The 24,724-nt window shown below is 72.4% G+C and carries 21 protein-coding genes; 12 read left to right on the top strand and 9 right to left on the bottom strand.

Translation table 11 applies throughout. The features are described 5' to 3' along the window. Window positions 1–71: 71 nt before the first annotated feature. Together Aiant_RS03615 and Aiant_RS03610 are read right to left on the bottom strand one after the other, a co-directional pair. Window positions 72–485: a VOC family protein gene (locus tag Aiant_RS03615; RefSeq protein ID WP_189330927.1), complete on the bottom strand. Its 414-nt coding sequence runs from the start codon at window positions 483–485 to the stop codon at window positions 72–74. Window positions 486–515: 30 nt separating this feature from the next. After that, the gene (locus Aiant_RS03610) at window positions 516–1,499 is read right to left on the bottom strand and encodes a helix-turn-helix transcriptional regulator (protein ID WP_189330926.1); all 984 of its coding nucleotides are present in this window, start codon (window positions 1,497–1,499) and stop codon (window positions 516–518) included. Between the two features lie 88 nt (window positions 1,500–1,587). Here Aiant_RS03610 and Aiant_RS03605 point away from each other — a divergent pair, with 88 nt between their 5' ends. Then, window positions 1,588–1,989 carry a RidA family protein gene (locus Aiant_RS03605; RefSeq protein WP_212846944.1) on the top strand — a complete coding sequence of 134 codons (402 nt, stop codon included), beginning with the start codon at window positions 1,588–1,590 and terminating at the stop codon, window positions 1,987–1,989. On the opposite strand, the gene Aiant_RS03600 is transcribed toward Aiant_RS03605, so the two are convergent. Beyond that, window positions 1,966–3,144 (bottom strand): ROK family protein, encoded by a 1,179-nt coding sequence (locus Aiant_RS03600; protein ID WP_189330925.1) that lies wholly within the window; start codon window positions 3,142–3,144, stop codon window positions 1,966–1,968. The two genes, Aiant_RS03605 and Aiant_RS03600, sit on opposite strands and share 24 nt — an antisense overlap. A 96-nt stretch (window positions 3,145–3,240) precedes the next feature. Here Aiant_RS03600 and Aiant_RS03595 point away from each other — a divergent pair, with 96 nt between their 5' ends. The 3 genes from Aiant_RS03595 (at window position 3,241) to Aiant_RS03585 (ending at window position 6,126) form a co-directional block, all read left to right on the top strand. Beyond that, complete coding sequence (locus tag Aiant_RS03595) at window positions 3,241–3,759, top strand: isochorismatase family protein (protein WP_189330924.1); 519 nt, start codon at window positions 3,241–3,243, stop codon at window positions 3,757–3,759. Between the two features lie 113 nt (window positions 3,760–3,872). Continuing rightward, on the top strand, window positions 3,873–5,375 hold the full coding sequence (gene murJ, locus Aiant_RS03590) for a murein biosynthesis integral membrane protein MurJ (RefSeq protein WP_189331260.1): 1,503 nt from the start codon (window positions 3,873–3,875) through the stop codon (window positions 5,373–5,375). After that, entirely contained in the window at window positions 5,365–6,126 is a 762-nt protein-coding gene (locus Aiant_RS03585) for an SMI1/KNR4 family protein (RefSeq protein ID WP_229830056.1), read from the top strand. Before murJ ends, Aiant_RS03585 begins: the two co-directional genes overlap by 11 nt. Here Aiant_RS03585 and Aiant_RS03580 read toward each other — a convergent pair. Further along, complete coding sequence (locus tag Aiant_RS03580) at window positions 6,117–7,496, bottom strand: FAD/NAD(P)-binding protein (protein WP_189330923.1); 1,380 nt, start codon at window positions 7,494–7,496, stop codon at window positions 6,117–6,119. The two genes, Aiant_RS03585 and Aiant_RS03580, sit on opposite strands and share 10 nt — an antisense overlap. Before the next feature lie 102 nt (window positions 7,497–7,598). Here Aiant_RS03580 and Aiant_RS03575 point away from each other — a divergent pair, with 102 nt between their 5' ends. Next, complete coding sequence (locus Aiant_RS03575; RefSeq protein ID WP_189330922.1) at window positions 7,599–8,861, top strand: hypothetical protein; 1,263 nt, start codon at window positions 7,599–7,601, stop codon at window positions 8,859–8,861. A gap of 1,374 nt (window positions 8,862–10,235) precedes the next feature. Next, window positions 10,236–11,657, top strand: coding sequence for a D-alanyl-D-alanine carboxypeptidase family protein (locus Aiant_RS03570; protein WP_229830055.1), 1,422 nt, complete (start codon window positions 10,236–10,238; stop codon window positions 11,655–11,657). On the opposite strand, the gene Aiant_RS03565 is transcribed toward Aiant_RS03570, so the two are convergent. Beyond that, window positions 11,570–12,538, bottom strand: coding sequence for a DMT family transporter (locus tag Aiant_RS03565; protein WP_189330921.1), 969 nt, complete (start codon window positions 12,536–12,538; stop codon window positions 11,570–11,572). The two genes, Aiant_RS03570 and Aiant_RS03565, sit on opposite strands and share 88 nt — an antisense overlap. Here Aiant_RS03565 and Aiant_RS03560 point away from each other — a divergent pair. After that, a complete protein-coding gene (locus Aiant_RS03560; protein WP_189330920.1) occupies window positions 12,537–13,928 on the top strand; it encodes an aminotransferase-like domain-containing protein in 1,392 nt (463 codons plus the stop codon). The two genes, Aiant_RS03565 and Aiant_RS03560, sit on opposite strands and share 2 nt — an antisense overlap. Before the next feature lie 4 nt (window positions 13,929–13,932). Here the strand turns inward: Aiant_RS03560 and zwf are convergent, their stop codons facing one another. Continuing rightward, complete coding sequence (gene zwf, locus Aiant_RS03555; RefSeq protein WP_189330919.1) at window positions 13,933–15,333, bottom strand: glucose-6-phosphate dehydrogenase; 1,401 nt, start codon at window positions 15,331–15,333, stop codon at window positions 13,933–13,935. Further along, window positions 15,308–16,618 carry an NAD(P)/FAD-dependent oxidoreductase gene (locus Aiant_RS03550; RefSeq protein WP_189330918.1) on the bottom strand — a complete coding sequence of 437 codons (1,311 nt, stop codon included), beginning with the start codon at window positions 16,616–16,618 and terminating at the stop codon, window positions 15,308–15,310. Before Aiant_RS03550 ends, zwf begins: the two co-directional genes overlap by 26 nt. A gap of 143 nt (window positions 16,619–16,761) precedes the next feature. Between Aiant_RS03550 and Aiant_RS03545 the strand changes: the two genes are divergently transcribed. Both Aiant_RS03545 and Aiant_RS03540 read left to right on the top strand, forming a co-directional pair. Then, on the top strand, window positions 16,762–18,147 hold the full coding sequence (locus tag Aiant_RS03545) for a cytochrome ubiquinol oxidase subunit I (RefSeq protein ID WP_229830054.1): 1,386 nt from the start codon (window positions 16,762–16,764) through the stop codon (window positions 18,145–18,147). Window positions 18,148–18,178: 31 nt separating this feature from the next. Beyond that, window positions 18,179–19,219: a cytochrome d ubiquinol oxidase subunit II gene (locus tag Aiant_RS03540; RefSeq protein WP_189330917.1), complete on the top strand. Its 1,041-nt coding sequence runs from the start codon at window positions 18,179–18,181 to the stop codon at window positions 19,217–19,219. Here Aiant_RS03540 and Aiant_RS45395 read toward each other — a convergent pair. Next, window positions 19,157–19,816 carry a GMC family oxidoreductase gene (locus tag Aiant_RS45395; protein WP_245006642.1) on the bottom strand — a complete coding sequence of 220 codons (660 nt, stop codon included), beginning with the start codon at window positions 19,814–19,816 and terminating at the stop codon, window positions 19,157–19,159. The genes Aiant_RS03540 and Aiant_RS45395 overlap by 63 nt on opposite strands. 88 nt (window positions 19,817–19,904) lie before the next feature. Between Aiant_RS45395 and Aiant_RS45390 the strand changes: the two genes are divergently transcribed. Beyond that, a complete protein-coding gene (locus Aiant_RS45390) occupies window positions 19,905–20,609 on the top strand; it encodes a hypothetical protein (RefSeq protein ID WP_229830052.1) in 705 nt (234 codons plus the stop codon). On the opposite strand, the gene Aiant_RS03530 is transcribed toward Aiant_RS45390, so the two are convergent. Beyond that, the gene (locus Aiant_RS03530) at window positions 20,588–22,150 is read right to left on the bottom strand and encodes an MFS transporter (RefSeq protein ID WP_189330916.1); all 1,563 of its coding nucleotides are present in this window, start codon (window positions 22,148–22,150) and stop codon (window positions 20,588–20,590) included. The two genes, Aiant_RS45390 and Aiant_RS03530, sit on opposite strands and share 22 nt — an antisense overlap. An 87-nt stretch (window positions 22,151–22,237) precedes the next feature. Here Aiant_RS03530 and Aiant_RS03525 point away from each other — a divergent pair, with 87 nt between their 5' ends. Together Aiant_RS03525 and gad are read left to right on the top strand one after the other, a co-directional pair. Beyond that, window positions 22,238–23,323: a S1C family serine protease gene (locus Aiant_RS03525; RefSeq protein ID WP_229830051.1), complete on the top strand. Its 1,086-nt coding sequence runs from the start codon at window positions 22,238–22,240 to the stop codon at window positions 23,321–23,323. Between the two features lie 10 nt (window positions 23,324–23,333). Next, window positions 23,334–24,722 carry a glutamate decarboxylase gene (gene gad, locus Aiant_RS03520; RefSeq protein ID WP_189330915.1) on the top strand — a complete coding sequence of 463 codons (1,389 nt, stop codon included), beginning with the start codon at window positions 23,334–23,336 and terminating at the stop codon, window positions 24,720–24,722. The last annotated feature ends 2 nt before the right edge of the window (window positions 24,723–24,724 follow it).

Genomic DNA, 24,724 nt, shown 5'->3' with positions numbered 1-24,724 from the left:
TCCCGCGGGGTCACCTGGGCCAGGTCCTCGGCGGTGGTGGCCGACCTGTGCTTCCGTTCGCGCACTGATTTTCACGCCGCCACGCAGAACTCGTTTCCCTCCGGGTCGGCCATCACCACGTGATGCCCGTCGAAGCTCGTCAGCACCCGCCCACCGATCGCCCGCAACTCCTCGACCTTTGCCAGGATCCGCGGCCACGGCTCGCCGTGCTTGCCCACCCGGACGTCGATGTGCAGCCGATTTTTCGCCACCTTCGGCTCCGGCACCTCCAGGAACACCAGCCGCGGCCCGGCACCGTCCGGATCCTGCAACCAGGCGCCCCCGCCCTCGTCCTCCGCCGGCTCCCCGAACGAGGCCACCCACTCCTCCCGGGTCGCGAACGGCGCCGGAGGCGACTCGTCCACATAACCCAGCGCGACCCTCCAGAACCCCGCCAACTCCTCCGCCCGCACGCAGTCGAAGGTCAGATCCACCCGCAACGCCACCGCACGACCTCCCGCCTCACCCGACCTCCGTCATCCTGCTCCGGGGGTCTGACAAAAAACGCTGGGAGGCGACGCCACGCCGTATCGGGCGGCGAGGGCGGCGGCCCGCCGGCCCAGAGCAGTGCGCAACGACGGCGGCGACAGCGCCTCAGCATTCGCGCCGAGCTGCCACAACGCCCACTCGGCGTGCCAGGAGTCCTGAAAGGTGACCTCCAGGCGCAGCCAGCCGTCGGCATCCGGCTCCGGCTCCTCGGCGCGCACCGCCACCGCGTTCGTCAGCAGCTCCTCCCGCCGCGCGGGATGGACCCTGACCAGCACCGCGAGATGCCCCTCGGCGAGAAACCGGTCCCGCCGCTCCGCCCAGATCCGGTCCAGGTCGACCCGGTCGGGCCGTTGGGCGGGCTCGGGCAGCGCCGCAGCGGCCAGCACCCGGGACAGCCGATAGGTTCGGTCCTGCCCACCTCGCGTGGCCAGCAGATATCCCCGCCCGCGCACGGTGACCAGCCCGATCGGATCCACCGTCCGCCACCGCGCACTCTCGCCACCGGCCGCGTAATGAATCCGCAGCCGATGCCCGCCGAGCACCGCCCGCCGCACCTCGGCCATCACCGCACCGGGCAACTCCTCGGCGACCGCTCGCCGGGAGAGCAGATCGGTCTCCGGCTCGACCAGAAACCTCGCGGTCGCCCGATGGCTCTCGGGCAGCGCGTCGGCCACCTTCAACCGAGCCGAGGCGAGCGCCGGCCCGAGACCGAACCCCGATCCGGCCGTCAGCAACGCCAGGGCCTCGTCACGGTTCAGCCCGGTCAGCTCGGTCCGGAACCCGGGCAGCAGCCCGAACCCACCGTGCCGCCCCCGGTCGGCGTAGACCGGCACCCCGGCCGCCGACAGCGCCTCGATGTCGCGCAGCACGGTCCGGGTGGACACCTCCAGCTCCCGGGCCAGCGCGTCCGCGGTCATCCGGCCCCGCTGGCGGAGCAACAGCACGAGCGAGACCAGCCGATCGGCGCGCATCGCCGAAGCCTAGCGGAATACCTGACATCGGATGTCGTGATTCGTTGCCAGGATCGCCGCGCAGGAAGACGACAGAAGGTGGAGTGAGATGACAGTGGAACGCACCGCGATCAACCCGTGGGCCTGGTCGGCCGAGCTCGGCTTCAACCAGGGTGAGCTGGTCACCGGCGGGACCCGGACCCTGTACTGCTCCGGGCAGACCGCGATGGACCCGGACGGCAAGCCGCAGCACGACGGCGACCTCGGCGCCCAGCTGACGCTGAGCCTCGACAACCTGGAGGCGGTGCTCGCCGCGGCCGGCATGTCCCTGGCGAACCTGGTCCGGCTCACCGTCTACACCACCGACGTCGACCGGTTGTTCCCGCATTACGGCGTGCTGGCGGGACGGCTGGGCGCCGCCGGGGTGGCCCCGGCCACCACGATGCTCGGGGTGACCCGGCTGGCGATCCCCGGCCAGCTCGTCGAGCTAGAGGGGACCGCGGTCGCCTGACGGGTCGGCCAGCAGGCCGGCGAACCCGAGCTCGGCGGCGCCGATCAGCGTGGTGTCGTCGGCGAACGCGGACAGGCGCAGGTCGGCGCGTTCCCGGGAGACCGGCATGGCGTGCTGCGCGATGCGGGCCGCGACCTGCGGGGCGGCGGCCCGATAGACGTCGCGCAGCATGCCGCCGAAGATGACCGCTCCCGGGTTGAACAGGTTGATCAGGTTGGCGACGCCGATGCCGAGCCAGTCACCGACCTCGGCCACCGCCCTGGACGCGGCCGGATCACCGGCCAGGGCGTCGGTGACGACCGCGCGGACGGCGGCGGCCCCGACCGGGCCGTCGCCGCGGCCGGCGGCGTCCAGCAGCGCGTACTCGCCGGTCTCGGCCTCCAGGCAGCCACGGGAGCCGCACAGGCAGGGACGGCCGTCGAACGGGTTGACCAGCATGTGCCCGACTTCGCAGCCGTATCCGCTGTCGCCGCCGAGCAACCTGCCGCCGACCAGGATGCCGCCGCCCACCCCGACGTCGCCGTGCAGGTAGATCAGGTCGGCCACGCCGGTGCCGGCGCCGCGCTGGTGCTCGGCCAGCGCGCCCAGGTGCGCCTCGTTGCCGACCGCGACCGGGTGCCCGATGTCCAGCGCTTTCGCCAGCTCGGTGCCGAAGGCCTGGTCGACCCAGCCGAGCTCGGGACCGTAGCGCACCATGCCGTCACCGGGACGGATCATGCCGCAGTAGGAGGCGCCGACACCGGCGCAGGTGCTGTCCGGCGGGGCGGCGTCGACCAGCTCCCGGCCCAGTGCGGCGAGCCGGCCGACCACCAGGTCCAGGTCGACGCCGGCGCGGGGCCGATCGGTCTCGATCCGGGCCAGGATCGGGCCGCCGAGTCCGACCCGGGCGGCGACCAGGCGGTCCACCGCCACGTCGAAGGCCAGCACCCAGAACCGTTCCGACTCGGGGCGGACCACCAGCGACGGGCGGCCGGCGCCGGTGGTGCCGGTCGGCTGCTCCTCACGGACCAGGCCCGCCGCGGCGAGCTCGGCGGTGAGGGCGAGGATGGTGCTGCGGTTGACGCCCATCCGTTCGGCCAGGGCGGCCCGGGACAGCGGCCCGCTGACGTGCACGTGGTGCAGCAGTGTGCCCAGGCTGGTGCGTTTCGTCCTCATCGCACCACCAGCGTCGCCGATCGGTGGTGCCGGCACAACCTCACAGGTCACGGCGCGGGGACACCACCGCGCCGCCGGATGTGACAGGCTCCGGCCATGACGATCGCCGCCGCCGGTTCCGCCCTCATCGTGATCGACCTGATGCCGCGCATCGTGTCGCAGGACATGGGACCGTTCAAGGGCGCGGACGTGGTGGCCCGGTCGGTGGCGCTCGCGACCGCGTTCCGCGCCGCCGGCGGCGTGGTCGTGCCGGTCCGGGTGGAGCGGCCGCATGTCGCCGAGCAGCCGCCGGGCAGCGGTTTCGTCCCGGAGTTCGAGCCGCAGGCGGGTGACATCCCGATCGTGAAGCGGACCATCGGCGCGTTCTACGGGACCGGGCTGGCGGAGCGGTTGCGGGAGCGGGGCGTGGACACGGTGGTGATGGCCGGCATCGCGACGACGATGGGCGTGGAGTCGACCGCCCGGGCCGCCGCGGACCTGGGCTTCGAGGTGGTCTTCGCGTCGGACGCGATGAGCGGGATGACGGCGGCGGAGCACACCCACGCCCTGTCGGTGGTCCTGCCGCGTTTCGGCGACGTGCTGACCACCGAGGAGATCCTCGCCCAGCTGCGCTGACCTGTTTCTGTCACACCCCCGGCGCAGGATGGTGGCGCACGGCTGAGGGGCCGGGCTGGCGGGGATGGGATAGGAAGGGCGTCATGGCGACGATCGGACCGGCGGGCAAGCGGATGGCGCTGGCCACCCTCGCGTCGCGGGTGGCGGGGTTCGTCCGGGTGCTCGTGCTCACCGCGGCGCTCGGGCTCGGGACCCGGCTGCTGGACGCCTACAACGTGGCGAACACGCTGCCCAACGCGGTCTACGAGCTGCTCATCGGCGGGGCGATGGCCAGCGTCGTCGTGCCGCTGCTCACCCGGGCCGCGCTGACCGATCCCGATCACGGTGTGCGGTACACGCAGCGGCTGCTGTCGCTGCTGGTCTACGGGCTGGGCGCGATCACCGTTCTGGCGTTGCTGGTGGCGCCGTGGCTGGTCGATCTCTACGCGCCCGGGTTCAGCGCCGGGCAGCGGGAGCTCGCGGTGGTGTTCAGCCGCTACTTCCTGCCGCAGATCCTGTTCTACGGGGTCAGCGCGACCGCCGGCGCGATCCTCACCATCCGGGGACGGTTCGCGGCGCCCGCCTGGGCGCCCCTGCTGAACAGTCTCGTCGTGATCGGGGTCGGGCTCCTCTTCATGCTGACCCGCAGCTTCCCGCTGCTCGCGATCGGCACCACCGCCGGGGTGTTCGCGCAGACGGCGCTGGTCGTGTGGGCACTGGCCCGGTCCGGGTTCCCGATCCGGTTGCACCTCGACCCGCGGGGGATCGCGATCCGGCGGATCGCCGGGCTGGCCGGGTGGGTGCTGCTCTCCGTGCTGGGCGCGCAGGCGCTGCTGGCCGCGGCGACCCGGGTGGCGTCGCTGAGCGGTCCGGGCGGCGTCACGGCGTACCAGAACGCTCTTGCGATCTTCCAGGTGCCGTTCGCCGTGATCGCGTTGTCGCTGATGACCGCGATGCTGCCCCGATTGAGCCGGAGCGCGCTGCGCCGCGACCACCAGCGGATCGTCCGCGACCTGTCGCTCGCCGTGCGGGTCACGGTCGCGGTGCTGGCCCCGGTCGCGGTGGCGATGGTGGTGCTCGGGCGGCCGATCGCCGCCGTGCTGTTCGACCACGGGAGCAGTTCGGCCGGGACGGTGCGGCTGCTCGGCACGGTGCTCGCCGGGTTCGGGCTCGCCCTGGTGCCGTTCAGCGCGTACTCGATTCTGCAACGCGGCTTCTACGCGCTCCAGGACACCCGCACACCCGCCCTGATCAGCGCCGGCGTGGCGGCGACCGGGATCGCCGGGTGCGCGGTCGCCGGGTTCCTGCTGCCGGCCGAGTCGATCGTGGTGGGGATCCCGGTGTCGTACGCGGTCGCCTACGCGCTCGGGCTGGTCGCGACGCTGCTGGTGCTGCGGCGCCGGTTCGGCTGGATCGACGGGCGGCGGCTGATGCGTACTCACCTGCGGGTGTCCCTGGCCGCGGCCGCCGGCGCCGGATGCGCCGTCCTCGCGCTGACCCTTTCCGGGACGGCGATCCCGCTGCTCACCGTCGTCGCCGCGGCCGGGGTGGGCGCGCTCGGTTACCTGGCCGCCGCGAGACTGCTCCACATCGCGGAGGTGCGGCTGGCCCTGATTACAGTGAGCCGTGCCCCTTGAACGACTTGGCTTCGCGGTCGACTCCACCCGGTCCCACGGTGACGGCTGGCATCTGACCGGCAGTCCGGAGCACCACCCGCGGCACTGGCCACGCCCCGGCGAGCGGTTCGACCGGATCCGCGACGACGGTGACCGGGAGCGGCATGTCGTCGACCTGGTCGTGGTGGAGTGCTCGGCCGATCATGCCGTGGTCACCGGGAGCGGCGGGGAGCTGCTGCGCGACGACGAATACCTGGTGCTCACCGGGGAGCGGGAGATTCCGGACAGGCCGCTGCCGGAGCCGGGCGCGGCCGGGCTGGCGGCGATCCTGGGCGACCCGGACCCGTCCGGCGTCGACGTGGACTGGGCGGCGGTCGAGGCGCAGCTGGGCGTCACGCTGCCCGCCGACTACAAGGAGTTCGTCGGGACGTTCGGGGCGGCGACGATCGACGACCACCTGGTGATCTGCGCGCCTGCGGACCTGGTGGACGAGCAGGATCATGTCCACGTCGACGACGACGATCGGCCGGAGGGGCTGGAGCCGGGCGACCGGCTGATCGCCTGGGGCAGCACGCCGAACGGTGACCTGCTGCTCTGGCACGCCAAGCCCGGAGTGCCACCGGAGTCGTGGCCGGTTCTGTTCACCGAGGAGGGGCCGGTGTGGCAGGCGTTCCCGGGCGGCTTCACCGCCACGGTGGCCGGGCTGCTCACCGGTGACCTGCAGTCCTGGCACATGAGCGACCGGCTCGGCGGCCCGCACAGCTATCGGTGATACTGCTGGGCCAGGGCCGTGACGAGGCGGTCGACCTGGGCGCGGATCTCCGGCACGGCGGTCGCCTCCCACAGGTGCCCGCGGCGCAGCGGGCCGGCCAGCCACAGCCCGTTCCGGATGTGGCCGTCCGGGTCGCTGTCGACGCCGAGGCCGTAGGGTCCCGGCTGGACCAGGCCGTCGCGGAACAGGCTGCTCAGGAACGGATCGGCGGAGCCGGGCAGGGAGCCCGGCCCGGTACAACAGATCACCGCGGCATACCGCCGCTCCGGCCGCCCGTCGATCGCGACCAGCAGCCCGCCGCGCGGGTCCGGCTCGACCGAGCGCAGCCGGCCCGCCGAGAACCGCAGCGTGCCCCGCTCCTGGAGCTCGGCGATCCGGGCGGCGACCGGCGGCGCCATCCGGTGCCGGTGCACGTCCCAGTACCGCACCACGTGCCGCAGGAAACGCTCCCGGTCGCCGTCGGAGAAGCCGGCCCAGAGCCGATCCGCCTGGTGCCGCAGCGTGTCGACCACCGCGACCCAGTCGGCGCCGCCGGCGATCGCGGCCCGCACCCGGCGCAGCAGTTGCCGCAGCGTGAGGTCGCTGTTCAGGATCAGGTCCGGGTGCGCGCTCGACGGCGGCAGCTGCGGATGCGCCAGCGGCAGCAGCCCGCGCCGGGAGATCGCCTCGATCGGTCCGCGGTGCCCGGCCTCGGCCAGGGTCAGCGCCACGTCGACCGCGGTCAGCCCGGTCCCCAGCAGCAGCACCGGCTCGTCCGCGTCCAGGTGCGGAAATCCGGTCCGCGAGCCCGGCGCGGAGAAGCCCGCCCACGGGTCCGTGATCAGGTAGGGGCTCGCGTAGGCCGCCTCGCTGATGCCGGGCAGCCGGGCCGCCCGCGGATTGCCGACGGCCAGGATCACCTGGCCGGCCCGGACCGATCCGGAGTCGGTGCGGATCACGTAGCCGTCGTCTCCCGCATACAGGCCGGTAGCGGTCGCGACATGGTGCCGCAACCGCCCGGCGGACACCGCGACCGTGTCGCTGAACTGCGCGGCCAGGTAGTCGCCGTAGTCCGCACGCGGCAGGAAATCGGTGCCCTCGACCGCCGCGCCCCGGTCCCGGGACCAGCGGACCAGGTGCATCGGGTCGTCCGGGCAGATGCTCATGGAACCGGCGCGCGCGTTCAGGATGTGCCACGGCCGCGCCGCGCCATAGGCCACCCCGCGACCGGGGTCGCGGTCCGGCGCGATCAGGACGACGTCCTTTTCGGTACGCCGGATCAGCGCCCGCGTCAGCAACGCCCCGGTGGCGCCCCCACCGATGACCGCCACCGTCCGGTCGGCGGCGGTGTCCCGACTGGCGGGCTTCAGGACTTCGACGACGCTCGACATGTTGCACTCCCGCTGTTCGACGGCCCGCCAATCAAACCATAAAACCCACAGGCTTTATAGGCTTAGCGTACGCGGTGTGTCCCCGGTCGCTACCGTGCCGGGATGATCGGGAACGGTGCGATGGCGATGTACGCCGCAGTGCTGGACGAGTCCGTCGCGGAGATGGCAGCGGTGGCCGCCGACCCGCGCCACTTCGACCGCCTCAAGATCTACCGGCTGGCCGACATCTGGGACAACAACACCTTCCCGTTCTTCCGGGCGGCGCTGATGCCGACGCGGTGGCTGCGGGATCGCTGGGCAGCCGCCGGCCTGCGCTGGATGGCCGGCTTCTCCGCGGAGCGGCGTGCCTGGATGATCTCGCGGGTCGGCCCGGACCTGGCGAAGGTGCTCGGCCGTCCGCCCCGCTCCGTGCCCTACTACCGCGACTACCGGAACCTGGTGCACGCCTCGACGCTGCCACTCGACGCGGCGGCGCTGGCCGCCGACTACGACCTGGCCCGGGCCGTGGTCACCGCGGTCAGCGTGGAACGGGCCGGTGACCGGCTCACCGCCGATGTCGCGATGACCGTGCCACGGCTCTTCCCGGTCGCCGAGCCGGCGGTCCCGCCCACCGTCACCGTCAGCGTCGGTGATCTGCGCGAGTTCACGTTCGACAGCACCGACGCGGGCACCGCGGGGGTGGCGGTGACCGAGGAGCGGGTCTCGTTCGGCGCCCGCAGCCGGTTCGCCGGCACCGAGCCGACGGTGTATGTCAGCGACGATCGGTGGCACCTGTCCCGGGCGGGCCGGGCCGCGGACGCGGTGACCCCGAGACGGAACCGCCGGAGGCGCCGGTTGCCGCCCGAATTCGTGTCGGCGCCGGAGGCCGCAGTGGTCCTGTTCGACGCGATGCTCCAGCTCCGGACGGTCAGGCACGGGCGGCTGGCCGGGCGGGTCCCGGTGGGCGGGTTGTGCCGGACACTCGCCGGCGCGGGAACCCGGATCCTCGAGGCGGCCGACGCCCAGCGGGCCGGTGACGAGGCGGCCTTCGACCGGCTCGCCGCGGAGTGGGTGCGTCCGCACCCGGATGTGGAGTGGTGGCTCACCCGCGAGCTTCCGGAGGAATCGCCGCTGCGGAAGCTCGCCGCGGGGTTCGGCGGCACGCGGATCAAGCCGGTCCCGCCGTTCTCCCCGGACGCCGCACTGCACGAGGCGTCGGCCCGCTTGACCGCGGCCGTCTACGGGGTGGAGCGGGCGGCACTCACCGTCAACTACGCGGCGCCCGCCGCGGACGGTGCCTGGGTCCTGTACAGCGATGTAACCGCCGGGGTCGGCCGGTTCGAGCTGTCGACCGCGGCGTTCACGCGTTGCGAAGATCCGGCGTGATGCGCTGCTCGCGGGGTGAGCGGGTCCGCAGTGGACAGCGGTCCGCGCAGGATCGCGGTGTCGGATTCCCGCGCCGTCGTCGGTGATCAGTCAGGTGGCGCGGGCGGGCCATGCCAGGTTGTGGCATGAATACGGGAGGCCCTGCCGGACCCGATGGGTCAGGATCATTCCGGCCGTGTCGCCGACCAGCGACAAATTGGGCGACAACCCCCGAAACGACGACCGGGCCGGCAACGGTGTACGCCGCCGCGGGATTGCCCGGGCGGGGAAGTTCCGGATCCTGGAAGTAGCCGGGCTGCCGGGCCTGGGTGGCATCCGCGCCGGTCGATCTTGCGAGATGGGCAGCTCAGGGTGGGGTTGTCGGGGGATTTGAGTGGGCCGGGAATACTTGGTCCGGCGCTCGGGCGGACCGGGGGCCGGAGGGGGAGCGAGCTGATGACGCAGGCGGCAGAGCCGAACGACGGTGCCGGGCAGGAGACGCCGGTGCCGCCGGAGGGCGGCGACCGCCCGGCAGCCGGCTCGGCGCGGGTCCCATCCCCACGCCCCGCCGGCATCACCGTCAACTTCAGCCCCGCCCCGCAGCCGAGCACACCGGGCCGCGCCGCAGTCCCGCCATCGCCGGCGGAAAGCCCGGCCCCGCAGTCCAGCGCACCCGGCCGGGCCGCCGTGCCGGCACCGCCCGCTGAGAGCCCGGCCCCGCAGGCCGGCGCGCCCGGTCGTGCCGCGGTGCCCGCGCAGACCGCGGAATTCCCGCCGCCCAGTGCGCCTGGTCGTGCCGCCGTTCCGGTGTCGCCTGCGGAGACTTCGATCCCGCAGGCCGGCGCGCCCGGTCGTGCCGCGGTGCCCGCGCAGACCGCGGAATTTCCGCCGCCCAGTGCGCCTGGTCGTGCCGCCGTTCCGGTGTCGCCTGCGGAGACTTCGATCCCGCAGGCCGGCTCGCCCGGTCGTGCCGCGGTGCCCGCGCAGGCCACGGAATTTCCGCAGCCCAGCGCGCCTGGTCGAGCTGCCGTTCCGGTGTCGCCTGCGCAGACCCCTGTCCCGCAGGCCGGCGCGCCCGGCCGGGCCGCGGTCCCGGCGCAGATGATCGGGGCGAGTCCGGCGGAGGCTCGGACCGAGACGATCGCCCCGGACCAGCCCACAGCGCCGGCGCCGGGACGGGCATCGGCCCCCGCGCCCGCGGCCGGTCCAGGGCGGGCGTCGGTTCCGGCACCGCCGGCCGCGCCGGGCAGAGCGTCGGTTCCGGCACCCCAGGCGCCGGCGTCGCCATACGATGCAGCGGCACGCCAGCCGCAGACTTCACCCTTCTTCGTGCCCGAGCAGCCACCCCGCCCCAGCCAGCAGCCGCCCGTCCCACCGCAGCCGGGCCGAGCCTCGGTGCCCGCGCCGCCCAGCAACCCGCGTCCCGCTCCGCTCGGCAACCCGCGTCCCGCTCCGCCCAGCGACCCGCGTCCCGCTCCGCCCGGCAACCCGGTGCCAGCGCCGCCCAACAACCCGAGGCCCGCGCCGGCCGCCGGCTCGACGTACCAGAGCGCGCCCACCAGCCCGCAGACCTATCAGAGCGCTCAGGACGTACCGAAAAAGGCCGGAAGCGGCAAGCGGCGCGTCGCCATCCTCCTGGTCGTGGTGTTCTTCCTGGTCGCGCTGGTCGGCGCGGGCGCCGCGGTGCAGCTCACCCGCGACCTGCCGAACGCCACCCTGACCACGGAGATCGCCACCACCATCAAGATCCCCGGCAGTGCCCCCAAGATCCCGTGGCCGAGCACCGGCTCCGCCGAGTTGATGATCGAGGGGATGGGCCGGCTGGGCGGGTCGGGCGGCGACAAGGCCGAGCCGATCGGCAGCGTCGCCAAGGTGATGACCGCTTACGTCATCCTCAAGAACCATCCGCTCGACGGTGACGAGGAGGGCCCCTCGATGACCGTCGACGCGGCCGACGTCGCCGATTACAACCAGCGGACGCTGACCGGGCAGTCGCAGGTCAGGGTGGCCGTGGGGGAGAAGCTGACGGAGCGGGACGCGCTGGAGGCGCTGATGCTGCCGTCGGCGAACAACGTCGCGCACATGCTCGCCGAGTGGGACGCCGGCAACGTCGAGGGCTTCCTGGAGAAGATGAACGACGCCGCCGACGACCTCGGCATGACCGAAACGGAATACACCGACCCGAGCGGCTTCCTGCCCACCACGATCAGCACCGCCGCGGACCAGGTGAAGCTGGGCCAGGCGGCGCTGAAGATCGACGCGTTCGCCGAGATCGTCGAGCTGCCCAGCGCGGAGATCCCGGTCGAGGGCACCATCAAGAACTACAACGACCTGCTCGGCGAGGACGGCGTCTTCGGGATCAAGACCGGCTCGACCGACCAGGCCGGGGGCAACCTGCTGTTCGCCGCCCGGCTCAAGGTCGCCTCCCGCGATCTGGTGATCGTCGGCGCGGTCTTCAACCAGCCCGGCGCGAACACGCCGGAGCAGCTCGCCGCGGTCAACAAGGTGGTCCGCAAGCTGCTCACGGCGGTCGGCAAGTCGGTCAAGGAGTACCCGCTGGTGGCCGCGAAGCCGCTCGGTTCGGTGCAGACCGCCTGGGGCTCGTCGGTCACCGTGACCCCGGCCTCGGCGCTCAAGGTGGTCGGCTGGCCCGGCCTCGCGGTCAAGGTCAAGACCACGACCACGAAGCCGGGTTCGCTGGTCACCGCCGGGCAGCAGGTGGGCGAGGTTCAGGCAGCCGGGGTACGCGTTCCGCTGCGCGCCGACGCCGCCACGAGCGAGCCCTCGCTGTGGTGGAAGCTGACCCGCCGTCCCTGACGCGCCCGCTGGGTCAGCACCACGCAGCCCAGCACCACGACCGCGGCGCCGAGCGACGCGGGTGTCACCGGCTCGCCCAGCAGCAGGGCTGACCAGAGCAGGGTCAGCACCGGCTGGGCGAGCTGGATCTGCCCGACCCGGGCGATCCCGCCCTTGGCCAGTCCGGCGTACCAGGCGAAGAACCCGAGGAACATCGAGACCGTCGTTAGGTAGCCGAACGCCGCCCAGCTGACCCCGGCGGCGTGCGACGGGCCGGACAGCACGGCGATCGGCAGGGTGACCGGCAGCGCGACGACCAGCGCCCAGCAGATCGTCCGCGCCCCACCGAGGTCCCGGGCCAGCGCCCCGCCCTCGGCGTAGCCCAGCGCGCACAGCACCACGGCGGCCAGCAGATAGAGGTCGGCCAGGCTCAGCCCGCCGTGCACGGCCCCGGTGGTGATCAGGAAGGTCAGCACGGCGATCAGGCCGCCGCCGCTGGCCAGCCAGAACGTCAGTGGCGGCCGCTCGTGGGCGCGCAGCGCGGCGAACACCGCGGTCAGCGCCGGCAGCACGGTGACCACGACCGCGCCGTGCGACGAGGTCTGGCTGGTCAGCGCCAGCGACGTGAACAGCGGGAAGCCGACGACGACGCCGAGCGCGACAACCGCGAGGCGCCGCCACTGGTCCCGGGCGGGCCGCGGGGCTCCGGTCGCCCGCAGGTAGAGCACGGCGAGCAGGGCCGCGCCGACCGCCCGGCCGAACGCCACGAACCACGGGTCGAGATCGCGCACGGCCACCCGGGTCATCGGCAGCGACAGGCTGAACGCCAGCACGCCCAGGGCGCCGAGGGTGAGGCCCGCTGTTACCGTGCTGCGGGCAGTAGCGCTACTCTGTTCTCTCATGAATGACAGTAACGCAGCCCAGCGTGTTATCCAAGATCTACGCGCTCGGGTGCGGGACTCGTCACCCGGCACACGGCTGCCCTCGGTGCGCGAGCTGACCGTGGCGCACCAGGCCTCGCCGGTCACGGTCAGCGAGGCGATCCGCCACCTGGTGGCTCAGGGCCTGGTCGAGGCGCGACCCGGCAGGGGCACGTTCGTGGCCGCCCGGCCGGAGCCGCCGCACGCGCCCGACCTGTCCTGGCAGACGGTCGCGCTCGGCCCGCGCCGGTTCGGCGAGAGCGAGATGCAGGCGTTACTGGCGTTACCCCCGGCGGGCGCCATCCCGCTCACCGGCGGCTACCTCGACGCCGACCTGCAACCGGCCGCCGCGCTCGGCGCCGCCCTGGCCCGGGTCGCCCGGCAGCCGGCCGCCTGGCAGCGCGGCCCGGCCGAGGGCCGGGAGGACCTGCGGGACTGGTTCGCCCGCGCGGCCGGCGGCGGGCTGCGCGCCCGCGACCTGGTGATCTGCCCGGGCGGGCAGGCCGCCCTGTCGTCCGCGCTGCGGGCGCTCGCCGCGCCCGGCGACACCCTGCTCGTCGAGTCGCCGACCTACCTGGGCGCGCTCGCCGCCGCCCGGGCCAGCGGCCTGCACGTGGTGCCGGTGCCGGCCGACCGGGACGGGGTGCTGCCGGACCAGCTGGCGGCGGCCTTCGCCCGGACCGGGGCGCGGCTGTTCTACTGCCAGCCGCTGTTCGCCAACCCGACCGGGGCGAGCCTGGCCGAGCACCGGCGGGCCGCGGTGATGGCCGCGGTCCGTGCCAACGGCGCGTTCCTCATCGAGGACGACTACGCGCGTGACCTCGTCATCGACGCGGACGTCCCGCCGCCGCTGGCCGCCGGCGACCCCGACGGGCACGTGGTCTACCTGCGCTCGCTGACCAAGTCGGCGGCCCCCGGCCTGCGGATCGCCGCGATCGGGGCGCGCGGTCCGGCCGGCTCCCGGCTGCGGGCCGCCCGGCTGCTCGACGACTTCTTCGTGGCCGGGCCGTTGCAGCAGGCCGCCCTCGAGTTCGTCACCGGCCCGGCCTGGGGCCGGCACCTGCGTGCCCTGCGGCGCGACCTGAAGGTGCGCCGGGACGCGCTGCTCACCGCGCTGCACCGGCACCTGCCCGACCTGGTGCCGCCGGTGATCCCGCGCGGTGGGCTGCACCTCTGGGCGCGCCTGCCGGACGGCACCGACGACACCGGCCTGGCCACGGCGGCCGCGGCCGAGGGCGTCGTCGTCTTCCCCGGACGGCCCTGGTTCGCGGCCGAGCCGCCCGCCGCGCACCTGCGGCTGACCTACGCCGCCGCGCCGCCTGACCTGATGGACGAGGCGGTGCGGCGGCTGGCCCGGGCCTTCCGGCACTGAGCCGTCACGACGCCACCCACGGGCCGTGCCAGCCGCCGTATTCGGCGATCAGCCGGTCGGCGCCGGGCGGACCCCAGGTGCCCGGGGTGTACGTCTCAACCGGGGGCGGGTTGTCGATCAGCGGCTGCATGATCCGCCAGGTCTCCTCGACGCCGTCCTGGCGCTGGAAGCGGGTGCTGTTGCCGATCAGCGCCGCGTGCAGCAGCACCTCGTACGGCGTCGGCCCCTCCCCGCCCTCCTGTGCGAACTCCATGTCGAGGGTGACCAGCTCCGGTCCCGGCGCGTCGGACCGGTGTGCCTGCATGTGCAGTCGCAGTCCGGTGGTCGGGTCGAGCTTGAGCACGAGCTCGTCCGGCTCCGGACGGTGTGCCATGCCGGGCACCCGCAGGCCGAGCTTGGGCGGCCGCTTGAAGATCAGGCGGAACTCGGTCTGGGTGACCGGCATCCGCTTGCCGGTCCGGATGAAGAACGGCACCCCCGACCACCGCCAGTTGTCGATCTCCAGCCGCAGCGCCGCGTACGTCTCGGTCGTCGAGTCGGCGGCCACCCCGGGAATGTCGCGATACCCCTGGTACTGCCCACGGGCGTAGTGCGCCGGATCCGTCGTGGCCACCGCGCGCCAGAGCGCCAGCTGGCTGTTCTTGAGGCTGTCCGGGTTCTGCCCGGCCGGGGACTCCATCGCGCCCGCCGCCACCACCTGCATCAGGTGGTTGACCACCACGTCGCGGAGCGCGCCGACCGGGTCGTAGAAGTGCCCGCGGTCCTCGACGCCGAAGCTCTCGGCCATCGTGATCTCGACGGACTCGACGTAGCTCCGGTTCCAGACCGGCTCCAGCAGCGAGTTGGCGAACCGGAAGTAGATCAGCTCCTCCAGCCCCATCTTGCCCAGGAAGTGGTCGATCCGGTACAGCTGCGACTCGTCGACGTACCGGTGCAGCTCGGTGGCCAGCGCGACCGCGGACTCCGTGTCGTGCCCGAACGGCTTCTCCACCACGACCCGGCCGTCGCGGACCAGGTCGGCGTCCGCGAGGCCGCTGATCACCCGGCCGAACAGGAACGGCGGGATCTCCAGATAGAAGACCGGGGTCCGGGCGCTGCCGACGGCGCCGGCCACCCGCTGGTAGGTGGCCGCGTCACCGAAGTCGCCGCTGAGGTAGCTCATCCGGGCGGCCAGCCGCTGGAACGCGTCCTCCTCGATCTTCTCGCCGGTGCCCTCGATCGCCGCGCGGGCGTGTGTGACCAGGTCGTCCTGCGTCCACTGGTCGACGGCCACGCCGACGATCGGGCAGTCGAGCAGGCCGCGCAGTTCGAGCCGGTACAGCGAGCGGAAGGTCATCACCTTGGCGAGGTCGCCGGTGATACCGAAGATGATCAGGACGTCAGCGGGCGCGGTCGTCGCTGCCATGGTGTTCCTCCCTGCGGATACGCGGTTCGTCGAGCGTGGCGGGGTCGAGGAGCTCGGCCGAGCGGTGCGCCGGCCGCAGATAGAAGTCGTCGAGCCAGGAGGCGAAGGCACGCATCTCGGCGCCGGCGTTGGCCAGCAGCTGGGCGTGCACGCCGAGCCAGGCGGCGAACGCGAACCGGCCCTTGAGCTCGTGGCGGTGCGGCCCGATCTCGGCGACGGCGGCCTTGCGGCCGATCATCGCCATGATTCCCTTGTCCCGGTAGTGGAACGGCCGCCGGCCGGTCCCCTCGATGTCGGCGATGATGTTGCCGGCCGCCCAGTCGCCGGACTGCTGCGCGACGCTGCCGAGCTGCGGCAGGACGGTGTCGTCGCCGATCGGGATGTTCGCCACGTCGCCGAGGGCGTAGACCTTGGGGAAGCCGGGGACGCTCAGGTCCGGGTCCACGTCGATGCGCCCGCCGTGCCCCTGCGGCAGTCCGGACCGGAACGCCACGGGCGCCGCCATCTGGCCGCCGCCCCAGACGACGAGCTGGGTCTTGATCGTCGTGCCGTCGCTGAGCGTGACCCGGTCCGCGGTCACCCCCTTGACCGAGACGCCGAGCCGCAGCTCGACCCCGCGCCGTTGCAGCTGCTGCACGGCGTACCCGTGCGCCTCGTCGGAGAACGCGGTGAGCACGGTGTGCCCGAGGTCGATCAGGATCACCCGGGCGCCGGCGATGGCCAGGTGCGGATAGACGTGCGGCATCACGTCGTGGACCAGCTCGGCGAGCGCGCCGGCCGTCTCGACGCCGGTCGGCCCGCCGCCGACCACCACGAAGGTGAGCGCGCCGTCGTCGGCCAGCTCCGGCTTGGCCGCGACGTCGCGGAACAGCTCCAGCAGCCGGCCGCGGACCCGTTCGGCGTCGGCCAGGCTGTACAGCGGCAGCGTGAACTGCTCGGCGCCGGGCGTGTGGAAGAAGTTGGGCTGCGCCCCGGCGCCGAGAACGATCACGTCGCCCTCGACCGTGGTGTCGTCGGCGAGAGTCACCGAGGAGCGTTCCGGGTCGATCGCGACGACATCGCCGGTGCGGGTCTGCACGTTGGCGTGCCGGGCGAACATCGTCTCCAGGTCGAACCGGATGTCCTTGGGAGCCAGCTCGGCGGTGGCGATCTGGTAGAGCAGCGGCTGGAACTGGTGGTAGCCGTTCCGATCGATGATCGTGACTTGGGCGCGTGGTTCGTCCGCGAGCCGTCGCGCGCACGCCACTCCGGCGAACCCGGCGCCGACGATGAGGACCCGTGCCATCCATGGCTCCTTCCACGGGTGGGCATTCCAGGCTCATCGTCGGCGGCGAACAGGGGGTGTGACACCCTCCGAATCGGATGAAGGCGGGCCTCATCCGTTATGGACGATGGCTGTGCCGGGGACGGCTGCCCATTGTGGAAAGGGTGAATCCACCTGTCCTGGCAGTGCCTGCCCAGCTGCTCCCCGCCCGCGAGCAGATGGCGTTCACGCTCATCTTCCACATCGTCTTCGTGCCGTTCGGGGTCGCCCTGCCGACGATGATGCTGATCGCCAACTACAAGGGCCTGCGGCGCAACGACTCGGTGGCGCTGCGGCTGGCCCGGCGCTGGTCGCACGCCGCCGGCCTGCTGTTCGCCGTGGGCGCGGCCTCGGGAACCGTGCTCTCGTTCGAGATGGGCCTGCTCTGGCCGGGGCTCACCGGACGCTTCGGCGAGGTGTTCGGGCTGCCGTTCGCGATCGAGGGTCTGGGGTTCTTCCTGGAGGCGATCCTGGTCGCCGTCTACATCTTCGGGTGGCGGCGGATGCGGCCGTGGACGCACTTCTGGCTGGGCCTGCCGATCCCGTTCGTGGCGCTGGCCGGTGCTTTCTCGATCATCTCGGCGAACGCCTGGATGAACCAGCCGGCCGGATTCGAGCTCGGCCCCAACGGCGAGATCACCGCGGTCGACCCGCTCTCGGCGATCTTCAACGACGCGCTCTGGTACGAGCTGCTGCACTTCGTCCTCGCCGCCTACATGGCGGCCGCGTTCACGCTCGCCTCGATCTACGTGGTCGGGTGGCTGCGCGGCCGGCGGGATCGCTATCACCGGCTCGGCATCCTGATCCCGCTCACCATCGGCGCCGTGCTCACCCCGATCCAGTTCGTGGTCGGCGACCTGGCCGCGGTGGCGGTCTTCGAGGACCAGCCGGCGAAGTTCGCGGCCATGGAGGTGGTCACGACCTCCGGTACCGACCAGCCCGAGGTGCTGTACGGGATCTACGACAGTGCCACCAACACGGTCCGGGGCGGCATCTCGATCCCCGGACTGGACTCGCTGCTCGCCGGCAACAGCGTCGACACGTACGTGCCGGGACTCGACCAGTACCCGGACGCCAAGCCGTCGAACGTCACCATCGTGCACTGGGCGTTCGACACCATGGCGGGCATCGGCACCGTCCTGCTCCTGCTGGCGTTCTGGTTCGGTGTCGCGTACTGGCGGAAACGGGACGTGCCCGGCAACCGGGTCTTCCTGTGGTTCGCGGCGAGCGCCGGCGTGCTCACCTACATTGCCGTGGAGTGCGGCTGGATCGTCACCGAGGTGGGGCGCCAGCCGTGGATCGTCTACAACATCATGCGTACCGAGGACGCGGTCACCGACACGGCGGCGGGCACGCTCTGGATCAGTTTCACCGTCATCCTGCTGCTTTATCTGTCCCTCGCCGCGGGCACGATCGGCGTGCTGCGCGCCATGTCCCGGCGGTGGCGGGCCAGTGACCGGACCGAGGACGAGGACGCCGTCTACGGCCCGCGCCCGGAGGTCCTGCGATGAGCGAGCTGGCGAGCGAAGCAGAGGTGGCGCGATGAGCGCCGCGACGGCCGTAGCGGCTGTGATGGTGCTGGCCATCACGCTCTACGCGTGCACCGGGCTGGCCGACCACGGCGCCGGGATCTGGGACCTCACGGCCGGTGGGCGCGACCGCGGGCGGCGGCCCCGCTCCCTGATCGACAACGCGATCACCCCGGTCTGGGAGGCCAACCACGTCTGGCTGATCTACCTGCTGGTGCTCTGCTGGACGGCGTTCGGGAGCGCGTTCGCGTCGATCATGACGACCCTCTTCGTCCCGCTGGCGTTCGCGCTCCTCGGGATCGTGCTGCGGGCCGCCGGGTTCGCGATGAGCAAGGACGCGGCCCGGGCCCGGGTACGGCACCTGGCCGGCTGGGTGTTCGGGGTGGGGTCGTTCCTCACGCCGTTCTGGCTGGGCACGGCGGTCGGCGCGGTGGTCACCGGACGGGTGCCGACCGGCGGCTGGGTCACCCCCACCGCGCTCCTGGTCGGAGTGCTGACGGTGGCGATCGGCGCGTACGTGTCGGCGGTCTACCTCCTCGCCGAGGCACACCGCACCGGGATGCCGGACCTGATCGGATACTTCCGCACCAGGGCCTACCTGGCCGGTGGACTGGGCGCCCTGCTGGGTGTCGCCGCCGCGATCGCGCTGCGCGCCGACGAGAAGCAGATGTACGACCGGCTGCTCAGCCGTGGCTGGCCGCTGCTGATCGTCAGCGTGCTCGCGCTGACCGCGTCCTTCCTGCTCGCCAACGGGACCCGGGTGTGGCGGCTGCGGCTGGTCTCCGCGGCCGGCGTCGCCGCGCTGGTCTGGGCCTGGGCGGTGGCGCAGTACCCCTACCTGCTGCCGTTCTCCCTCACGGTCAGCGCCGGCGCCGCCCCGGCGGCCACCCTGCACTGGCTGCTGATCTGGTTCGTGGCGGCGCTGGTGCTGGTGATCCCCGCGCTGGTCCTGCTGTTCTGGCTGGACCAGCGCGGGGAGTTGCACGAGGAGTCAGCGAAGTCGCTCGGCCAGGTGGTCACCGACCCGAAGGGCGTTGGCCATCGCGGTCAGTGACGGGTTCACCGCGCCGATGCTCGGGAAGAAGCTGGTGTCGACCACGTAGAGGTTGTCCACCTCGTGCGCCTTGCAGTCGGCGTCCAGCACCGAACTTGCCGGGTCGGTGCCGAACCGCACCGTCCCGGCCTGGTGCGCGGTCGCCCCGATCGGCATCCCCTTGTGCAGGTAGATGCTGTGGTCGAGGAGCCGGTGCGGGTGCATCCCGAGGTCGCCGAGCATGCCCTGCAACTGGTGCCGCAGCCGCTTGACGCCTTCGGTGTTGTTCTTCTCGTCCAGGGTGAGCCGGATCTGCCCGTCGGGCTCCAGGGTGACCCGGTTGGTGGGCAGCGGCAGGTCCTCGCCGCACAGCCAGAAGTCGACCGCGTGGTGCGCGAGCACCTCGAAGGGCATCTCCGGGGAGAGCCGGCCGGCCATCCGCGGCGCGTTGGCGCGGATCTGTTCGGCGTCGGACTTGCCGAGCATCTGGATGCCGCCCATCGGGAACTCCCAGTCGTCCGAGGCGAGGTACCAGTCGTGCACCGCGAGCGTCTTCTGGAAGCGGGTCGGGTTGGGCTCGCGGGAGACCGCCATCAGGGCCAGGTTGTTGTGCCGCATGTAGTTGCGGCCCACCTGGCCGGAGCCGTTGGCCAGGCCGTCCGGGTGCGCGTCGTTCGCCGAGCGCGGTGACCATCCGGACGTTGTCGTGCCGCAGCGCCGGATCCACGCACCGCACCTGGGCGTCGGACTTCGCGTCGACCAGGCACGGGAAGCCGTCCACCCGGTCGCAGCGGATGCAGGCGCTGTCGTGGGTGGGCCGGCCGATCGCGTCCTGCCTCAGGTTCACCCCGATCGGCAGGTGGAACGGGTGCCGGCCGAGCTTCTCCAGGTTGTCGCTGAGCTCCTGGATGCGCGGCTCGTGCTGCACCGGCGGGTACGGGTACTGCCGGCTCGCCGTACCCTCGGTCGGGTCCTCGCCGTGCAGCCCGTGCACGCCGTACAGGTGCTCGGCCTCGCTGTACCAAGGTTCCAGGTCGGCGTAGGTGATCGGCCACGCCGGGGAGACGCCGCCGTGGTGGCGCAGCTCGCCGAAGTCCTCCGGGCGCAGCCGGAACAGCGCCGCGCCGTAGAACTTGGTGTTCCCGCCGACGTAGTAGTTGACCTCGGGCGGGAACTCGTCACCCTTGGCGTCGAGCCAGAACTCGGGCGCCCGGTACTTGCCCTTGACGAAGACGGCGGTCGATTCCCAGTTGTCCCGCTCGCGAGGCAGGTAACCACCGCGCTCCAGGATCAGGACCTGCTTGCCGGTCCCGGCCATCTTGTGGGCCAGGGTCCCGCCGCCGGCCCCGGTTCCGATCACGATCACGTCGGCGTGCTGCTGGTCGGCCATCAGGAGTCCTCCATGCGGTAGCCGTTGAGGAGCTGCTGTTCCCGCTCTCGGCGCGGGAACAGGAAGAAGACGAGAAGGACGCCGGCCGCGATGGCGATGATCCCCGCGGTGTACGCCCAGTCCGCGCCGTCCAGGAACGACTGCTTGGCGGCGGCGGTGATCTGGGAGGCATGCTGCGGATACTGCTGGGCGGCGTCGGCGGCGCTGGAGAACGACTTGGTCAGCATGTTCCGGATGGCCGAGGACGCCGACGGGTCCTGCGTGCTGATCGCCGCGGAGAACGCCGACGCGTACCCGGCGGTCAGCAGCGCGCCGAACACCGACTGAAGGATCGCGCCGCCCAGGTCGCGCTGGAGGTCCGCGGTGCCGGAGGCCATCCCGGCCCGCCGCACCGGCACCGAGCCGGTGAGCGAGTGCGAGGCCGGCGTCCCGGCGAAGCCCACGCCGACCCCGATGAAGGCGTAGGCGAGACCGATCTGCCAGTACGCGCTGCCGTCGGTCCAGAACACCAGCATCCAGCCGAACGCGAGCAGCAGGAACACGTACCCGACGAGCAGGGTGAACCGCGCGCCCCGGGTCTCCACCAGCTTCGCCGACCGCGGCGCGACCAGGACCATCAGGACGACCGCGGGCAGGAACGCGGCGCCCGCCTCGAAGGTGGAGTAGCCCAGCACGTTCTGCAAATACTGCTGGCTGACGAACGCCGAGCCCATCAGCGACCCGAAGACGATCACACCGGCGCAGGCCGCCACCCAGAAGATCCGCCGTGCGGCCACGTGCAGGTCGTACAGCGGGTTCGCGGCCACTCGCTGCCGCAGCACGAAGCAGACCAGCGCGACCAGGGCGACCCCGGCCAGCACCAGCGTGAGCGTCCCCTTGTCCGGCACCGGCGCGAAGTTGATCGACAGGATCAGCGAGCCGACCAGCACGACGGAGAGCACGCCGCCGAGGTTGTCGACCGGCTCGGTGGTCTCGTTCACCCCGCCCGGCACCAGGGAGAACGCCAGCAGCAGGGCGAGCACCGCGAGCGGCAGCGTGATCAGGAAGACCGAGCCCCACCAGAAGCTCTGCAACAGCGCGCCGGCCACGAGCGGGCCCAGCGCGGCGACGCCGCCGCCGATCGCCGACCACAGGGCAATTGCTTTCGTACGCCCGGCGCCCGCCCAGAGCGCGGTGATCAGCGCCAGCGTCGTCGGGTAGGCCAGCCCGGCCGAGATCCCACCGAGCACCCGGGCGCCGAACAGCACCGCGTCCGACGGCGCGTACGCGGCGAGCAGACACGCGGGTATCGACAACCCCATGCCCAGCAAGAGCATCAGCTTGCGCCCGTACCGGTCGCCCAGGGCGCCCAGGTAGAGCACCGACGCGGCGAGGCCGAGCGAGTAGCCGACCGCGATCAGGTCCAGGGTGGTCTGCGACGAGTCGAACGCTCGGCCGATCGAGGGAAGGGCGACGTTCGCCACCGACAGGTTCAGGTTGGCGACCGCGGCGACCACGATCAATGCGGTGAGCACCAGGCCGGAGCGGGCCGGCGCCTCGGTCTTCGCTGCCTCAACTGCCATACCCTCCAACGTCGCGGGCGCGGGCCGGACGCACATCGTTCTTTGAGGGTGATGTGAAGGTCACCGTCCGTGCCTTTTGCTGGACGGATGACGGACAGCACGAGTGAGCACGGTAGACGGGGTGGAGGCTGGCGGATCTGGGTCGGCATGGCCGTCGCGGCCGTCCTGGGCGCGGTGATCGGCGGAGTCGTCGTCAACGCGAACAAGTCGGACGCCGGTGGCCCCCGGGCCGGGGCGCCGGCCCAGCAGGCGGCCGCCACCTGCGAGGCCACCCAGGTGGCGGAGAAGACGCTTCCCTCGGTGGTGACGATCAGTGCCAGCAAGGGCAACACCGGCGGCACCGGGTCCGGCGAGGTGATCCGCAAGGAGGGGTACATCCTCACGAACAACCACGTGATCTCGCTGGCCGCCGACGGTGGCAAGGTGTCCGTGCTGTTCAACGACGGCAGCTCGGTCCCGGCGACGATCACCGGCCGGGACCCGAAGGCGGACCTGGCGGTCATCAAGGTCGAGGGGCAGAGCAACCTGCAGGTCATCCCGTTCGGCAAGTCGTCGGACGTGGAGGTCGGCCAGCCGGTCGTGGCGCTCGGCGCGCCGCTGGGCCTGTCCGGCACGGTCACCTCGGGCATCGTCAGCGCGCTCGACCGTACGATCCAGGTGCCCGGCGACAACGGTGAGATGGCGCTGCTCGTCTCGGCCGTGCAGACCGACGCCGCGATCAACCCCGGCAACAGCGGCGGCGCGCTGGTCAACTGCGCCTCCGAGCTGATCGGAGTGCCGTCGGCCGGCGCCACGATCCCGAGCTCCGAGGCGGGCGGCGGCAGCGCCGGCGACATCGGACTGGGCTTCGCCATCCCGGTCGACCTGGCCAAGTCGATCTCCGACGAGATCATCGAGACCGGGACGGTGACCCACGCGTACTTCGGGGTCAGCGTGGTGACCGTGCCGAGCGGCGGGGTCTACCTGCGCTCGGTCGTGCCCGGCGGGCCGGCGGCCAAGGCGGGCCTGCAGGCAGGCGACATCATCACGGCCATCGACGGCAACCCGGTGAACAGCACCACCGACCTGGCCGCCGTCACGCTGACCAAGAACCCGGGCGACGTCATCACGGTCGATTACACCCGTGGCGGCCAGAAGGCCAGCACCAAGCTGACCCTCGGCGCGGAACGGTGAGGAGCGAGACATGTTGAAGCATCCGAGCAACCATCGGGCCGGGCGGGACGCGCTGGCGCTGGATCCCCGGTTCGGCATCGAGGGGCTGGTCATCCCACGGCACACGCTGCCGGAGGACGAGGTGCCGCCGGAGGCGGCCTACCAGATCATCCACGACGAGCTGATGCTGGACGGGAACGCGCGGCTCAACGTGGCGACCTTCGTCACCACCTGGATGGACCCGCAGGCGGACCGGCTGATGGCCGAGTGCGCCGACAAGAACATGATCGACAAGGACGAGTACCCGCAGACCGCCGAGCTGGAGATGCGCTGCGTGAGCATTCTCAGCAAGCTGTGGAACGCGCCCGACGCGACGCAGGCGACCGGGTGCTCGACCACCGGGTCGAGCGAGGCCGCGATGCTGGCCGGGCTCGCGCTCAAGCGCCGCTGGCAGAAACGCCGCCGGGCCGCGGGGGCCCCGGCCGACCGGCCGAACCTGGTGATGGGGATCAACGTCCAGGTGTGCTGGGAGAAGTTCGCGGCGTACTGGGACGTGGAGATGCGGCTGGTGCCGATGGAGGGTGACCGCCTGCACCTGTCCGCCGAGGAGGCGGTCCGGCACTGCGACGAGAACACCATCGGGGTGGTGGCGGTGCTCGGCTCGACCTTCGATGGGTCGTACGAGCCGGTCGAGGAGATCTGCCGGGCGCTCGACGAGTACCAGCAGCGGACCGGGATCGACGTGCCGGTACACGTCGACGGGGCGTCCGGGGCGTTCGTGGCGCCGTTCGTCGACCCGGACCTGGTGTGGGACTTCCGGCTGCCCCGGGTCGCCTCGATCAACGCCTCCGGGCACAAGTACGGCCTGGTCTACCCGGGCGTCGGCTGGGTGGTCTGGCGCGACCCCGAGGCGCTTCCCGAGGAGCTGATCTTCTGGGTGAACTACCTCGGCGACGACATGCCGACGTTCGCACTGAACTTCTCCCGGCCCGGGGCGCAGGTGGTCGCGCAGTACTACAACTTCCTGCGGCTCGGGCACGCCGGATACCGGCGGGTGCAGGCGTACTCCCGCGAGGTGGCCACCCGGCTCGCCGACCGGATCGCCGAGCTGGGCCCGTTCCAGCTGCTCACCCGCGGTGACGAGCTGCCGGTGCTGGCGTTCCAGGTGGACCCGCGGATCGACAACTTCACCGTCTTCGACGTCTCCGGCGCGCTGCGCGAGCGGGGCTGGCAGGTGCCGGCGTACCGCTTCCCGAAGAACCGGGAGGACCTGTCGGCGCTGCGGGTCGTGGTCCGGCGCGGCTTCACCCACGACCTCGCCGACATGCTGATCGACGACCTGAAACGCCAGCTGCCCCGCCTGGAGAAACAGCACGCACCGCAACACGACGGCGCCACGGCCGGCAGCTTCCACCACTGACC

The sequence above is a fragment of the Actinoplanes ianthinogenes genome (assembly GCF_018324205.1).
Lineage (GTDB): Bacteria > Actinomycetota > Actinomycetes > Mycobacteriales > Micromonosporaceae > Actinoplanes > Actinoplanes ianthinogenes.
Note: the sequence above shows the minus strand (reverse complement) of the source record. Positions and strands in the feature narration are given on the sequence as shown.

Bases quoted from the DNA above. Each gene is read 5' to 3' on its own strand.
- Aiant_RS03610 (WP_189330926.1), bottom strand. From the start codon at position 1,499: ATGCGCGCCGATCGGCTGGTCTCGCTCGTGCTGTTGCTCCGCCAGCGG.
- Aiant_RS03605 (WP_212846944.1), top strand. From the start codon at position 1,588: ATGACAGTGGAACGCACCGCGATCAACCCGTGGGCCTGGTCGGCCGAG.
- Aiant_RS03600 (WP_189330925.1), bottom strand. From the start codon at position 3,144: ATGAGGACGAAACGCACCAGCCTGGGCACACTGCTGCACCACGTGCAC.
- Aiant_RS03595 (WP_189330924.1), top strand. From the start codon at position 3,241: ATGACGATCGCCGCCGCCGGTTCCGCCCTCATCGTGATCGACCTGATG.
- murJ (WP_189331260.1), top strand. From the start codon at position 3,873: ATGGCGCTGGCCACCCTCGCGTCGCGGGTGGCGGGGTTCGTCCGGGTG.
- Aiant_RS03580 (WP_189330923.1), bottom strand. From the start codon at position 7,496: ATGTCGAGCGTCGTCGAAGTCCTGAAGCCCGCCAGTCGGGACACCGCC.
- Aiant_RS03575 (WP_189330922.1), top strand. From the start codon at position 7,599: ATGATCGGGAACGGTGCGATGGCGATGTACGCCGCAGTGCTGGACGAG.
- Aiant_RS03560 (WP_189330920.1), top strand. From the start codon at position 12,537: ATGAATGACAGTAACGCAGCCCAGCGTGTTATCCAAGATCTACGCGCT.
- Aiant_RS03565 (WP_189330921.1), bottom strand. From the start codon at position 12,538: ATGAGAGAACAGAGTAGCGCTACTGCCCGCAGCACGGTAACAGCGGGC.
- zwf (WP_189330919.1), bottom strand. From the start codon at position 15,333: ATGGCAGCGACGACCGCGCCCGCTGACGTCCTGATCATCTTCGGTATC.
- Aiant_RS03550 (WP_189330918.1), bottom strand. From the start codon at position 16,618: ATGGCACGGGTCCTCATCGTCGGCGCCGGGTTCGCCGGAGTGGCGTGC.
- Aiant_RS03540 (WP_189330917.1), top strand. From the start codon at position 18,179: ATGAGCGCCGCGACGGCCGTAGCGGCTGTGATGGTGCTGGCCATCACG.
- Aiant_RS45395 (WP_245006642.1), bottom strand. From the start codon at position 19,816: ATGCGGCACAACAACCTGGCCCTGATGGCGGTCTCCCGCGAGCCCAAC.
- Aiant_RS03530 (WP_189330916.1), bottom strand. From the start codon at position 22,150: ATGGCAGTTGAGGCAGCGAAGACCGAGGCGCCGGCCCGCTCCGGCCTG.
- Aiant_RS03525 (WP_229830051.1), top strand. From the start codon at position 22,238: ATGACGGACAGCACGAGTGAGCACGGTAGACGGGGTGGAGGCTGGCGG.
- gad (WP_189330915.1), top strand. From the start codon at position 23,334: ATGTTGAAGCATCCGAGCAACCATCGGGCCGGGCGGGACGCGCTGGCG.